This window comes from Rhizobium mongolense USDA 1844 (assembly GCF_000419765.1).
GTDB classification, from domain to species: Bacteria; Pseudomonadota; Alphaproteobacteria; order Rhizobiales; family Rhizobiaceae; genus Rhizobium; species Rhizobium mongolense.
The window spans coordinates 535680-548558 of the sequence record NZ_ATTQ01000001.1 but is presented as its reverse complement, the minus strand read 5'-3'; the positions used below and the strand labels follow the sequence as shown (position 1 = coordinate 548558).

At 59.3% G+C, this 12879-nt stretch carries 12 protein-coding genes and 1 pseudogene; 8 read left to right on the top strand and 5 right to left on the bottom strand.

Annotated features, from left to right (window positions below; translation table 11 throughout):
• Positions 1-4: 4 nt before the first annotated feature.
• Positions 5-1360 carry a sn-glycerol-1-phosphate dehydrogenase gene (locus A3C3_RS0103015; RefSeq protein WP_022713139.1) on the bottom strand — a complete coding sequence of 452 codons (1356 nt, stop codon included), beginning with the start codon at positions 1358-1360 and terminating at the stop codon, positions 5-7.
• A 135-nt stretch (positions 1361-1495) separates the two neighbouring features.
• Here A3C3_RS0103015 and A3C3_RS0103010 point away from each other — a divergent pair, with 135 nt between their 5' ends.
• From A3C3_RS0103010 to A3C3_RS37620, 3 genes and pseudogenes are all read left to right on the top strand, one after another.
• Complete coding sequence (locus A3C3_RS0103010; RefSeq protein WP_022713138.1) at positions 1496-2452, top strand: sugar-binding transcriptional regulator; 957 nt, start codon at positions 1496-1498, stop codon at positions 2450-2452.
• Between the two features lie 104 nt (positions 2453-2556).
• Positions 2557-4044, top strand: coding sequence for a xylulokinase (locus A3C3_RS0103005; protein ID WP_022713137.1), 1488 nt, complete (start codon positions 2557-2559; stop codon positions 4042-4044).
• Positions 4045-4184: 140 nt separating this feature from the next.
• Positions 4185-4640, top strand: a pseudogene (locus A3C3_RS37620) (RpiB/LacA/LacB family sugar-phosphate isomerase); the annotation flags it as partial.
• A gap of 48 nt (positions 4641-4688) precedes the next feature.
• On the opposite strand, the gene A3C3_RS0102990 reads toward A3C3_RS37620, so the two are convergent.
• Positions 4689-5144 carry a winged helix-turn-helix transcriptional regulator gene (locus tag A3C3_RS0102990; RefSeq protein ID WP_028739357.1) on the bottom strand — a complete coding sequence of 152 codons (456 nt, stop codon included), beginning with the start codon at positions 5142-5144 and terminating at the stop codon, positions 4689-4691.
• 78 nt (positions 5145-5222) lie between these two features.
• Between A3C3_RS0102990 and A3C3_RS0102985 the strand changes: the two genes are divergently transcribed.
• Complete coding sequence (locus tag A3C3_RS0102985) at positions 5223-6035, top strand: oxidoreductase (protein ID WP_022713133.1); 813 nt, start codon at positions 5223-5225, stop codon at positions 6033-6035.
• A 907-nt stretch (positions 6036-6942) separates the two neighbouring features.
• Here A3C3_RS0102985 and A3C3_RS0102970 read toward each other — a convergent pair.
• Positions 6943-7866: an ArdC family protein gene (locus tag A3C3_RS0102970; RefSeq protein ID WP_022713130.1), complete on the bottom strand. Its 924-nt coding sequence runs from the start codon at positions 7864-7866 to the stop codon at positions 6943-6945.
• A gap of 309 nt (positions 7867-8175) precedes the next feature.
• On the opposite strand from A3C3_RS0102970, the gene A3C3_RS0102965 reads away from it, so the two are divergent.
• Complete coding sequence (locus tag A3C3_RS0102965; protein WP_145611689.1) at positions 8176-8439, top strand: hypothetical protein; 264 nt, start codon at positions 8176-8178, stop codon at positions 8437-8439.
• A gap of 307 nt (positions 8440-8746) precedes the next feature.
• Here the strand turns inward: A3C3_RS0102965 and A3C3_RS0102955 are convergent, their stop codons facing one another.
• Entirely contained in the window at positions 8747-9013 is a 267-nt protein-coding gene (locus A3C3_RS0102955) for a DUF2277 domain-containing protein (protein ID WP_022713128.1), read from the bottom strand.
• A gap of 211 nt (positions 9014-9224) precedes the next feature.
• Between A3C3_RS0102955 and A3C3_RS0102950 the strand changes: the two genes are divergently transcribed.
• Positions 9225-9695 carry a ProQ/FINO family protein gene (locus A3C3_RS0102950; RefSeq protein WP_022713127.1) on the top strand — a complete coding sequence of 157 codons (471 nt, stop codon included), beginning with the start codon at positions 9225-9227 and terminating at the stop codon, positions 9693-9695.
• 266 nt (positions 9696-9961) lie between these two features.
• On the opposite strand, the gene A3C3_RS0102945 is transcribed toward A3C3_RS0102950, so the two are convergent.
• A complete protein-coding gene (locus tag A3C3_RS0102945) occupies positions 9962-10168 on the bottom strand; it encodes a cold-shock protein (protein ID WP_022713126.1) in 207 nt (68 codons plus the stop codon).
• A 917-nt stretch (positions 10169-11085) separates the two neighbouring features.
• Here A3C3_RS0102945 and A3C3_RS0102940 point away from each other — a divergent pair.
• Positions 11086-11727 (top strand): DUF47 domain-containing protein, encoded by a 642-nt coding sequence (locus A3C3_RS0102940; protein WP_028739356.1) that lies wholly within the window; start codon positions 11086-11088, stop codon positions 11725-11727.
• A complete protein-coding gene (locus A3C3_RS0102935; protein WP_022713124.1) occupies positions 11727-12731 on the top strand; it encodes an inorganic phosphate transporter in 1005 nt (334 codons plus the stop codon). The genes A3C3_RS0102940 and A3C3_RS0102935 overlap by 1 nt, the downstream gene beginning before the upstream one ends.
• The last annotated feature ends 148 nt before the right edge of the window (positions 12732-12879 follow it).

The window sequence follows — 12879 nt, the reverse complement described above, 5'->3', positions numbered from 1 at the left end:
GGCCTCAGATCTCCTCGCTCGCGAAATCCTCGAGGATGCCGGCGTCTGCGGCAATATCGAGGAAGGAGTACCGATTGCGCATCTCGCGCGAGTGAACAACTGCCTCCCGGTAAAAGTCGACGGGTAGGCCCAGCTCCCGTGCTGTCGTCGGACCACCTGCCGCTTTCAGCAACCGCGTCATTTCGTCGACCGGAACGACGAAGCTTTTCAATTCTTCCCGCAGCACCGGCCAGAGATCGGCGATTTTTTCGTTTAGCGCGCCGATTGCCTTGTCATTGAAAATTTTCGGCTGGATCTCGTCAAAACACTGCCTGGCAATGCTTGGTCCCATTCGCCGGACCATGCCATCGAAGCTGATCTTCGTCGCGTTCAATTTTGGGGCTGCCGCGCTGTTCAGATAGTGGCGCTGCAACCGGCCCATTGTCAGCACGCCGACGCCCACCTGCTGACCATGCAGCGTCCCGGGGTGCCTGTCCCCCGCAAAGCAGTCGATGTAATGCGAAATCTGGTGCTCGCCCATCGAGCCATGGTTGGACATGCCGGTGAAGGAGACGCCAAGGCCGCATTCGGTCAGCACGCGGTATAGATAGCCATGCGCGCCAATATCACCGCTGCCGATCCCGGCGGCATTCCGGTTGAGCGCGATCTCGTCCTCGGCCTGGATGATATAGGGCGCATCGGAGTAGAGGGTTCCAAACAGCCGGTGCGACAGCCACCAGTCTATTTGGGCGACGGAGCGCACCAGGCAGTCGGCGAATCCGGCAGCCGAGAGGTAGGTCGGCGCGGCCGCCGACACCGAGAGATCGACGAAAAACCCCGCCGGCGCGTGGGATGGCAGCGAGACTTTCAACCCGCTGTCGAGGGTGATCGAGGCTGTGGTGGATGTATACCCATTCATCGATGCCGCGGTGGCGAAGACACAATACCGGCGTCCATCAAGTCCCGTCACATATTTGACGAGGTCGTTGATTGTACCGGAACCCACCGCCACCACGCCTTCAGCACCCTTCAATTTTTCGGTCACGAGCGCGATGGTTGCCATGTCGGCATGCGGATGATCGAGAATGATCGTCTTAACCGGGCCGAGCTTTTCCAGCGCGCGGGCAACCCGCGCGCCCATCGCGTCCCAGGTCGCTTTATCGGCAACGACGGTAAAGGTGTCGCCCAGACCAAGGCTTGAAACCAGCTCCGCCTCGCGCCCTTCGAGGCTCTCGGCGATAACGATGGATTCATATGGCACGACAGCGGGCTTTCCAGTCTCCGGGTTCGTCCAGCGGCCTGCCACGATGTCATCAATAAGCGCGGTCCAGCCGCCCGTGGGAGCGCTTGTCGCGCCACCCCGGTTCTTTGCCGTTTCCATTCTACAATCCGTATTTCACTCGATTTGTACAAGTGACAACATGTGGTGACACTTGTCAACACATAAGACAACGCACGTTGACATTTGTCATAAGATGCCGTCAGATGCGCCAGAACAACGAAATCGAGGAATCACATGCTTGATGCGGGCGTCCCCCTGCCCATGGAATTCGACGACGCCGTCACATGGGCTGCATGGCTCTACTACGCCGATGAGATGACCCAGAGCGAAATTGCCAAAACGCTACGTGTATCGCGTGCGACCATCGTCAATTATCTTCAAGAGGCGCGCGATCGGGGTATCGTCTCGATCCGCATCAACACGAATGCGAGTGGGCGTACACGGGTCGCAAGGGGCCTGGTAGAGAAATTCGGCTTGCGCGGCGCGCTGGTGATCCCGCACGCCGAGGATCGCGACCTGGTCTCTCGCCTGGGCGATGCCGGTGCGCGCGTCCTTGCCGAGCAGATCGTGGCGGGTGACGTGATCGGTGTCGCATGGGGACGCACCGTCTTGTCGGTCGCGGACCAGATTTCGCTGCCCGAAGCTGTGCAGAATCTCACGGTGGTCCAGGTCTCAGGAAGTTCTACCGGCGAACCGGATTTTTCACCCGAACTCTGCACGTCGCTGCTGTCGAGCAGGATCGGCGCGCGCTGCGTCAACCTTCTTGCGCCGGCGGTTCTTTCGACCAAGGAATTGCGAACGATGCTGCTCGACGAACCGATCCTGAAGAAGCAGTTCGATCTGATCCACTCCACCAACCGCATCCTTTTTGGTGTCGGCGACGTCGGTACGAAAAGCACTGTTCGGGCGTCGGGCATCGCAAGCCAGGCGGAAATCGACAAATATGTCGAGGATGGCGCGGTAGCGGTCATTATCGGCCGCTTCATCGATGCGCACGGCCGGGCTGTCGGCGGAGACCACGACGAGCGCATGGTGGGCATTGCGCTCGAGGAATTGAAGCAGACTCCCAACAGGATCTGCGTGGCCGGCGGATCCGGAAAGATCGAAGCGATCACCGCAACGCTCCAGGGCGGCTATGCCACACATTTCGTCACCGATTTGGCTACGGGAGAGGCCTTGCTGGCGGCTTAACATGCAAAACCGGTGGCCGATGCGGGCGTCGGTTGCGGAGAATAGAACAGACCGGATTCGGCGTGCCGCTCGATAGTCGGTCAGCGGAAGGAGGAGCCGCTTTGATGCACCGGAACGAACGCTATGTCATCGGCATCGATTCGTCGACGCAATCGGTCAAGGCGATTGCCTGGACGCGCGAAGGCGAGCCTCGATTCGAGGGGCGTGCACCCCATACACTCTCAAGCCCGGATGCCTATAGGTCCGAACAGGACCCCGACGAATGGTGGAGTGCGGCGACGATAGCGCTCAAGGCTGTAACGGATGCGATCGATCCCGCCCGCATTGATGGCGTTGCGATCTCAAACCAGCGCGAAACCATGGCCTTGCTGGGGGCCGATCGACGTCCGCTTGCGCCCGCAACGATCTGGCTCGACCGTCGCGCCCGTGACATGACCACCGTTCTCTCTGACGAAATAGGCGCGGAAACGCTGCATTCGATTTCTGGCAAGCCGGTGGATGTTATCCCCTGCATCTATCGCCTGCGCTGGTTGCGCGGCCACCAACCGGACCTGCTCGACAGAGCCGCCTATATCCTCTCCGTCCACGACTACCTGCTCATGCGGCTGAGCGGGCAACCCCAGGCAACGTGGACCAGCGCCGATCCGTTCGGCATTTTCGACATCGTCACCAAGACCTGGTCGCGCAAGCTCCTCGATCACCTGAAAATCAGCGAGGACAAGCTTCCACCGCTGAACCCACCTGCGTCCCGGATAGGCGTGATTTCGCAGGAAGCCGCCATTGCGACGGGCCTCGGAGCGGGAACACCGATTTACGCCGCCGGTGGAGACGGCCATTGTGCGGGCCTGGGGGTTGGCGCAATTGAACCGGGAACGGTCTATCTCAATCTCGGCACAGCCGTGGTTGGGGGGGTCTGGTCTGCCACTCCCGAACTCAGTTCCTATTGGCGAACGCTGGTGTCCCCGACCGGTGAAGGCTACGTGCTGGAAAGCGTGCAGCGCAGCGGCGCCTTTTTCATCAACTGGCTGCTCGATACTTTTGCCGGCGGACGGGCCGATCCCACCGTGTTCCAACGGCTGGAATCCGAGGCCATGCGGCTGCCGGTCGGCTCCGACGGGCTGACAGTCTGCCCTTATCTGGTGGGCTGCATGGATCCGCATTGGGATGGAAACGCCCACGCGACCTTTACAGGTTTCGGATCTGACCACGGCATGGGACATCTCTATCGCGCATCCCTGGAGGCCATCACCCTGGAATTCACCCGCGCCCTCGAACAGATGCAGGCAAAGGGCCTGGCCACTCATCGCATCTTCGTGATCGGAGGTGGTGCCTCAAGTGCGCTTTGGCGCAAGATGGTCGCGGACGCGACCGGCCTTCCCGTTCACCGAAGCCTGTCCAACGAAGCCTCCGCGCTTGGCGCCGGCATGTCGGCAGCCGTCGGAAGCGGTTGGTTCAGGACCTTCCAGGATGCGGCTCGCGCCATGTCCAAAACGACAGAGGCGACAGCCCCCGACCTTGCCGCCCATGGCGATTGGTCCGGCCTATCCAAACGGCAGGCCCGCGTCTATCTCAACAACTGTGGAGAATTCTAAAAACCTTATCGGCATTGCCATGCGCGATCGGCTGGCAGCACTTGGATGGTCACACATTGAGGGGCACAACCATATCAGCCGGGCCTGAACTCGACATCCTAGCGCCCTGCGCCCCAACGATTTAAAAGGACACGACAAGGAAACTCGCTGTAGCCGGCGATAGCGCAGGCGAAGGCCTGGCAAAGATCCTCGCCGATTACCTCAAGGACCGCCACGAGGTACATGAAGTATTCCGCACTGATGCCGGTCCTGACGCCTTTTACGCCCATCTCGCCGACCGCGTCGGCTCGGCCGTGCTCAGGGCCGATTATGACCGCGCGATCCACGTATGCGGCACCGGCATCGGCGTCTGCATCGCCGCCAACAAGGTGTCCGGCATTCGCGCCGCATTGACCCATGACACTTATTCCGCTGAACGCGCGGCGCTCAACAATGCGCAGATCATCACCATGGGCTCGCGCGTCATCGGGCCGGAACTTGCAAAGTCGATAGCAGACGCCTTCCTCGGCCGGGCCTTCGACGAGAACGGCCGTTCTGGTGAAAACGTCAAGGCGATCAACGAGGTCGATGTAAAATATAGTGCGTCGTTTCGCTAATCCACATCGGGGTCCGAATGGAGAAAGCTGCATCCGTCCTAGCCGCCTTTATAGGTTGCGGGACTCGTGTTCCTGATCCGAACTCAAGCGTATTGCCCGAGTTCCGAGCCTTGCACCCGTGATGGCGTCTACTCCGATCGGCTCAATCTCTGCGCCTGACTCGACATCGATATAGCGGGCGAGATCGCCGCCGCAATGACGGTGCGCCCACGCTCCGATCATCATGAGTACCGGCAGGAAATCCCGACCTGCATCCGTGAGGACATACTCCTCGCGGGGAGGCCGTTTGGAATAGAGGCGCTTTTCCAGCAACCCGTCTTCCGCCAGCGCCTTTAGACGCTTTGTGAGCATGGTTGGCACGATACCTAGGCTCTTCCTGAACTGGTCGAACCGGGTGAGGCCAGCATGTGCATCCCGCAAAACCAGAATACTCCACGCATCGCCTACAGAGTTAAGGCCACGGGCGACCGGGCGCCGTGGAACTGAATAATTTTCATTTACTATCTTTTCGATAGTGACACGATATCGAAAAGATAGTAACACAGGGTCACACGATGATCCACCGGAGTAAAAGCCGACAACATGATCGACAGAAACAAAAAGATTGCCCTGGTCACGGGTGCTTCCTCCGGTATTGGCCTTGTCACAGCCCAATCCCTGGCAAAAGCCGGCTACTACGTATTTGGGACGAGCCGCAAAAAGGTTGCCGGCAAGCCTGGCATCGCCATGCTGATCTGCGACGTGACGGATGAAGGCTCGGTGCAGGCGCTCATCGCCGAGATTCTCCAGCAGGCAGGCCGGATCGACCTCGTGGTCAATAATGCCGGCATCGGCCTTCTCGGGGGCGCGGAAGAATCTTCCATCGCCCAGGCCAAGCGCCTGTTCGACGTCAACGTTTTCGGGGTGGCGCGGGTCGTCAATGCCGTGCTTCCGGTCATGCGCAAGCAGCAGAGCGGCCGGATCGTCAACATGAGCTCAATCCTCGGGCTCATCCCATCTCCGTACAATGCGTTCTATGCTTCGACCAAGCACGCCATCGAAGGCTACTCGGAATCGCTCGATCATGAAGTGCGCAACTTCGGCATCCGTGTCGTGCTGGTGCAGCCCGGTGTAACTCGAACATCCTTCGAAGAGAACCTGGCACGGGCCGATCAACCTCTTCCGGTCTACGACGCGGAGCGCGCCCGAAGCGAAGCTCTCATGCGCAAATGGGTAGAAGCCGGCGATGCGCCGCAAGTCGTCGCAGACGTGGTTGTGAAGGCCGCAACCGCGAAGAAGCCTAAGCTGCGCTATTCCGCAGGCAAGCAGTCGCGCCAGGTTCGCTCCCTTCGTCGTTTCATGCCGGAGCGACTGGTCGACAGAATTCTGCACAAGGTCAACGAGATACCTGCCTAAACTAAGCACCACCAAGCGCATCGCTGTCCTCAAAAACACGTCAAGCAATTCGGTGTCAGTGCGGCTGTGCACGCCATCGGGCTGCTGCTTCTTGGCCTTGTCGACGCTCCGATCTACAAGCGGCGCATGGCAATCTCGGTGTCACTCGGCTCAACGCTTGCGACAGACTCTGGGGACCTGTTCGGCGCGAAGGAGTTGGCGAGAGTTCGATAGGCAATCGAAGCCGGGACCGTGATTGCACGCGGCGCGTCGTCAATCATGATGGGTCTGCTGATCGACGCCGGGATCCACTCTCATGGCAAGCTAAGCTGTTGTGCCTACGCGATTTTCGCATCGATCATTGTAATGGGTGTAAAGCGCAAGTCGGACATGCTGTCGGTCACCACGGAGCCGCAAGAATTAAACCCTTGAAGCTCACAAACGTTGGCCAGAAAGGTGATGGCACTTCACGCAGCTGCCATTCATAGGCACGGTACACGAGGCGTTTAGCCTATATCGCCTCGGCATTGGGATTGATCGAGGGGGGCCACCGCGTACAACTGGCTGCCCCGACTCAGTTCGGAAGTGTGGTTCAGGATCACGGCGTCGCATTCGCCCCTCTACCAGGATAGTGCCTCGCTCCTCTCGAAACCCCGGAAGGAAAGGCCGCGATCGCTGGCGGCCAAAGGTTCGGCCCCACCGCGAGGCGCGGATATCCCCGCGTCATCATCGGGTGCGGTCGATCCGTCCGCGATGGACAGCGCGGACCGGGCGTAGCGCCTGGCGGATATGCATGCCATAGGTTTCATGCCATTGCGTTTTGCCGAACTCGGGCCTCTGCCGGTCTTGGGCGTCGACAATGATCGAAGCGCCGCCGCGCTTATTCGCGCGGCAAGCATCGGTGGTCGGACGGAGTGGGAAAGGCGGCTTACACCGCCTCCCCTTCGTCTATCTGATCTGGTTGCAAATGGTGCAGGTAGCTGACAGCGCGCTGCGCATGACCGGCCGCGACAAAAATTGCACGCTTGTCGCTGGCGAGAACCTTGAGCCAGGAGTCAAGATAGCTCGCATGATCAGGTCGCGGCTCGAGTTCGGGAGCGATGCCGAGATCAGCGCAAAGGAAGCAACTGCCGAGCTCGGCGATCAGTTCCTCGCGGGCGCGTTCGCTTTGATCCCTGGCATAGCGGCTGAGATCGCGATCGAGTCGATGCGGTGCCGCCGTCCAGTGGGTCAGTTCGTGACTGAGGATCGCAACATAGGACGCAGCGTCCCTGAAGGCTTCGAAGGCTGGCATCTGGATGTAATCACGGGCTGGGGCATAGTATGCCGCCGATCCGCCGTGCCGGATCAGTGCGCCGGTGTTTGCAAAGAAGCGATCGGCATGTCCGATACGGACAATTGGATCCTCAACCGGTGTGACCTGATGGAAGCGAGCATCCAGTCCGGCAATCTGATCGACATTGAAGACCGTGTACGGCTTGAGAAACGGGATATTGCGCTCAACGTCTTCGCCCATGTCGTTGGTTTCGGTAAGGATGAAGGAACTGGCGAAGACGATCAACGTGCCGGTCTCGCCCTTGCGGACCGCAGCTCCCAGTTCGCGGGCCTGGCGAAACGTCATCCAGGTCGGCGAGGTGAAGCCGCGGGCGATCGCCTCTGACCACAGAAGCAGGACGTTGATGCCCGAATAGGGTTGGCCGTTGTGGCGCAAGGGCCGGGTGATCCGGTCGTCCGCATGTGCTGAGCTCCAGGGCTTAATCCAGGGCCGCACTCCCTGTTCGAGCTCGGCGATGATCTTGTCGGTGATGCGGCTGTAGATGTCGGATCGTTGGTGAGTTTGTTGCCTGCTCATGTCGGAACCTCCGTTTTGAGGCCGCGACCATCGCGACCTGCTACGGCGGTCCGAATGCCGGGCTTCAAGCGCAGGCCAGCACCCGATCGGGCCGGAACGGACGTGAAGGACGGCAAAGCCGTTGCGGGGCGGCGCGGGCCCGGCAGGACCTAAAGCCGGGGCAGGACGCGATGGTCGCAGCACCGCAGGGATTGTTCGACGGCTGGGCGGGGGCAACACGCTGCCAGATCCGAAGGCTCGAAGAACGACCTCGCAAGATCGTGATGATGAGAACGCCGCGGTGACCTCGTCAGAGCCCCGGTCGTGCGCATGACCGTGCGGATGTCGATGATGTCGTCGTGCGATGCGGTGGATCTTTCCAGGCAACCCATGCCCGATCTTGAAGTCGATTCCCCGCACCACCTTCAGCTCAAAGGCGCGGTTGGGCAGATCAAGCTGTCCATTTTGGTGCAGAACCGTCGCAAAGCTGCCGCGCCGGCCGAAGGATCAATGGATGTTTTCATCGTACGACAGCCCGGCAATCGGGGTTCAGTACGGAGAGCGATTTGTCTTAGGAAGGCCGCAGACGTCTGACATGCCGTTGTCCTTCGGGGATGCGAGGACGCCGATGATGGGGCGCTGGGCATCGTCCAGGTTAGCGATCCTGTATGCCTTGGCGATCGGTGCGGTGACGTGACCCGTTAAATGAGGCCATTTGGAACTGGAATTTTTCACCGACTGCGCCCGGCAAGCTGTCCGCGAGAGGCACCGAGGGTGCCCCCTCACTTTTACGCGGAAGTCGACGTGTCATGCGGGCCGGACCGCGCTTGTGAGAGCCTGCCTCTCCCCTGCCCGGAGGGCCGAACCGAGCTTGCGGCGGCACGCCCGACCGTCGGCACAATCATGCGAATCGGGTCAGCGTTCTCGCGCGCGCTTTTTCGGCTTCTTCCTCGCGGTTGCGGGGCTGTTGCGACGTTTCGAGCGAATCGAGCAGTTCGCGGGCACATGCCGCGATCGAACCGACCGCGCGGTCGAACGCCGCTTCATTGCGTTTCGCCGGTTTGGTCGTTCCGCTCAGCTTTCGCACGAACTGCAGCGCAGCGTCATGGATTTCCTCGTCCGTCGCCGGCGGATCGAAATTGAACAGTGTTCTTATGTTTCGGCACATGACTTGCTCCCAGTCATCTTCATCTTCATCTTCATCTTCATCTCCTTCCGCCTTTAAGGGCGGGGCGGCCGCTTAAGGGGCGCCGGGGGCTATTGCGAAGTGCTCGTGTACGTCTAGATAAAGCGCCGCCAGCGGAAATCTAGAAATAGACTTGCTGTCAACGTCTCTTCACAATCGGTCCGTAGTGAAAAGAAGCGCAAGGTAGGAGCTCATGGACAAACCCTGGACCGCCAGCCACGGACCGATCGCAGCAACAGAGTTCGATGTTCAAAAGGCAGAGGCGATCAGCGCACTGCTGATCCGTCCGATCGGCATACTCCCCAATAAGCCAGGCGATCCGATCCGTCCCTTCGCGCTCGGCCTCTTCAACGATATCCGCGCGCTGGCAAAGCCTGATGTCAAAGCGACGGCGTTGCGTCGAGCCGTTGGCTCCTTTGTCCACTCAAAACGGTACTATTTCGCGAGCGCCCAACCTGGCTCGATGCGCCATGACATCGATGGCAAGCCCGCGGAACCACTTTCGACCGAAGACCGACTTGTTGCACAGCGCCGCTTTCTCAGCCTGAAACGAAGCAACGACGAGAATAGCGCCTCTCGTATCGAGCCGGCCGCTTCCCCAGCTCCCCCGAGCAAGACTGAGCAAATCCGCGCCGCCCTTCTCAGACGGGATCGGCAGACCTAACGGCGCCATCGATCTCGGCTTGGTGGGCAGATCTCCCACGATCGGTCTGTGCGTGAAGAATCTTTCGATGAAGAGCGAGTGCGCACAGAGCGAGCCGACAAGAACTCCGTCCCCGGCCCCGCGTCAGGCGCTTAACAAGGTCGAATTGCGCCTGCGTTTGAGGTTGCCGCCCAAACGCGCGGTAACAGAGCTGCTTCGATATCCGAAACTTCTGCAAGCGAAAAGGCCGGGCGAACCCGGCCTTCGTACTGTCGGATCAATCGGCCTCAGGCCTGCAGGTTGTCCGCCGACATCTTGCCGGACTTGCGATCCTTGACCAGCTCATAGGTAATCTTCTGGCCGTCGTTGAGACCACGCAGGCCGGCCCGCTCCACCGCGGAAATGTGTACGAAGACATCGCCGCTGCCGTCATCGGGCTGGATGAAGCCAAACCCTTTTGTTGCATTGAACCACTTCACGGTACCCGTCGCCATAGCGTCTTCCTTTGATCTTTAAACCTGCCGCACCCTGGTGCGGCAATCAGAACTTGCGGCGACATAAATAGACGCTTCTGAATGCAAGGCAAAGGCAAAAATCCGGTTTGCGGCATCACACTGCCCATTCAGAGCGTTAAAGTCTTACGGCTTCCCTGGGTTGTCTGCCGCAGCGCTGCTTTCCTCGAAGACAATGCTCAGGCAATTCCCGGCTGCTTTGCAAAGATTTCGCCATACCAATCGAGCGAGCCAGTCTCATGCGCAAGCAATTCAGAAGCATCATGATGTCTCGACGCAATTCAAATGGGCAATCCCAATGCCGCCCGCCAAGCAATGGCAAATTTAATTGGCGTCTGGCGAGGGCGGAAATTCCCAACGCGCTAAACATATCCGCAGCACCCCCAGCACCTCCGCCGACCATGCGTCTGTGATATCGAAGATCCGACTGTCCGGCCGCGATAAGAAACGAACCGTCGATCCCTCAGAATGGCCTGTTTTGCGAAAACCGCGATCTGAGCGGCGATAATAAATGAGGAAGGTGACCGCCTGAAGTTGATTGCCCTTCTTTCCCGAAACCGATCGCGCTGCGCGCAGGATCGATCATGGATGGGTATCGCGAACGGACTTCGGATTTTCAGAGGGACGAAATGTCGTGAAGCGGGCAAACTGTCCAAAATTTCGATGTAAACATCGCTCAGTAAGGCGGCGAGCGAGATCACTGAGGGATGGACGGATTGTCCCTGCGTCGCATTGTTGCCGATTTCGATGGCCCATCGTGGTCCCGCGCAGGCTTGCGCCAACGCGATGAAAAAAATGTGTAACCCGTTTGCGACTATCCGTGAAACAAGGACATCGGGTGCTTTTCACCGCGGCATCGCTCCATTATGACAGATTTGTGACAAGCAAATGGGATGTCGATGATCAGCTGGTTTCGTAGACTCATGCCGCGTGAAGATCGCTTCTTCGATCTCTTCGCTCAACATTCGCGCACCGTTGTCGGAGCTGCCGAAGCCTTGAACCAGTTGTTAGCTGGCAGCGAGATCGAGCGCCATTGCGAGACGATCGTTCGTCTTGAGAATGAAGCTGACGAAATAACGCGCGAGGTGCTGCTTGCCATCAGAAGAAGCTTCATCACCCCCTTCGATCGCGGCGACATCAAGGATCTTATCCAATCGATGGATGACGCGATCGATATGATGCAAAAGACGGTCAAGACCATCCGTCTGTTTCAGCAGAATTCGTTCGATCCGGGCATGCAGGAGATGGGGGCGGCAATCGTCCAGGCGGCGCATCTGATAGCCGAAGCGATCCCCCTGCTCGACCGGATAGGATCCAATGCGCCTCGGCTTTCCGCCATCGCCGAAGAGGTCACTCGGGTCGAAGGTCATTCGGACGATCTGCATGACCAGGGTCTCAAGGATCTCTTCAGCCGCTACGGCACCTCGAATCCAATGGCCTATATCATCGGCAGCGAGATCTATGGTGAGCTGGAGAAGGTCGTCGATCGCTTCGAGGACGTCGCCAACGAGATCAGCGGTATCGTGATCGAGAACGTCTGATGGAGGTTACACTTGCCTTCCCCCTGCTTGTGGGCCTTATCGGGATCGCGCTGTTCTTTGATTTTCTGAACGGCCTGCACGACGCGGCCAATTCGATCGCAACCATCGTTTCGACCCGCGTGCTGCGACCGCACTATGCTGTCTTTTGGGCAGCTTTCTTCAATTTCATAGCATTCCTGTTTTTCGGGCTGCATGTCGCAGAGACCCTTGGAACCGGCATCATCAATCCGGGCATTGTCACGCCGCAGGTGATCTTTGCGGCGCTGATGGGAGCGATCATCTGGAACATTGTCACATGGATGTTCGGCATTCCCTCCAGCTCCTCTCACGCCCTTGTCGGCGGGCTGGTTGGCGCCGGACTTGCCAAGACAGGCTTGAGCTCGATCGTCTGGAGCGGTCTGCTCAAGACCGCGGGCGCCATCGTCATGTCGCCTATGATTGGCTTTTTCCTCGCGCTCGTTCTGGTCCTCGTCGTCTCGTGGCTTTTTGTACGTCAGACGCCCTTTGCCGTCGATCGCACTTTTCGTGTCATGCAATTTGTCTCGGCCTCGCTCTATTCGCTTGGCCACGGTGGCAATGATGCGCAGAAGACGATGGGCATCATTGCAGTCCTGCTTTATTCGCAAGGCTATCTCGGCCAAAGTTTTCATGTGCCGTTTTGGGTGGTGCTCTCCTGCCAGGCGGCAATGGCGCTCGGAACGCTTTTCGGCGGCTGGCGCATCGTCCATACGATGGGCTCCAAGATTACTCGCCTCAATCCGATGCAGGGATTTTGCGCCGAAACGGGCGGCGCGTTGACGCTTTTCGGCGCCACATGGCTCGGTATTCCCGTCTCGACCACGCATACGATCACCGGGGCGATCATCGGTGTCGGTGCGGCAAGACGGGTTTCGGCGGTGCGCTGGGGGCTGGCCGGAAACATCGTCATTGCCTGGGTTATCACGCTTCCGGCCGCGGCCCTCATCTCGGCTCTCTTCTACTGGAGTTCCGGTTTGTTTGAATAGAGACCGCAGCAGAACCGAGGGCTGTGCCCGACGAACGGCTGGACGCGCGCACTCGTCCAATGCGCCACGGACATCATCGAAGCAGGCTCATCAATACGAGAGGGCTCTGGTGTGCCCAAACAAGCGGTAAGGTGTCGCGACAGCAGTA

Coding starts and splice junctions, on each gene's coding strand:
- A3C3_RS0103015 (WP_022713139.1), bottom strand. CDS start 1,360: ATGGAAACGGCAAAGAACCGGGGTGGCGCGACAAGCGCTCCCACGGGC.
- A3C3_RS0103010 (WP_022713138.1), top strand. CDS start 1,496: ATGCTTGATGCGGGCGTCCCCCTGCCCATGGAATTCGACGACGCCGTC.
- A3C3_RS0103005 (WP_022713137.1), top strand. CDS start 2,557: ATGCACCGGAACGAACGCTATGTCATCGGCATCGATTCGTCGACGCAA.
- A3C3_RS0102985 (WP_022713133.1), top strand. CDS start 5,223: ATGATCGACAGAAACAAAAAGATTGCCCTGGTCACGGGTGCTTCCTCC.
- A3C3_RS0102970 (WP_022713130.1), bottom strand. CDS start 7,866: ATGAGCAGGCAACAAACTCACCAACGATCCGACATCTACAGCCGCATC.
- A3C3_RS0102965 (WP_145611689.1), top strand. CDS start 8,176: ATGACCGTGCGGATGTCGATGATGTCGTCGTGCGATGCGGTGGATCTT.
- A3C3_RS0102955 (WP_022713128.1), bottom strand. CDS start 9,013: ATGTGCCGAAACATAAGAACACTGTTCAATTTCGATCCGCCGGCGACG.
- A3C3_RS0102950 (WP_022713127.1), top strand. CDS start 9,225: ATGGACAAACCCTGGACCGCCAGCCACGGACCGATCGCAGCAACAGAG.
- A3C3_RS0102945 (WP_022713126.1), bottom strand. CDS start 10,168: ATGGCGACGGGTACCGTGAAGTGGTTCAATGCAACAAAAGGGTTTGGC.
- A3C3_RS0102940 (WP_028739356.1), top strand. CDS start 11,086: ATGATCAGCTGGTTTCGTAGACTCATGCCGCGTGAAGATCGCTTCTTC.
- A3C3_RS0102935 (WP_022713124.1), top strand. CDS start 11,727: ATGGAGGTTACACTTGCCTTCCCCCTGCTTGTGGGCCTTATCGGGATC.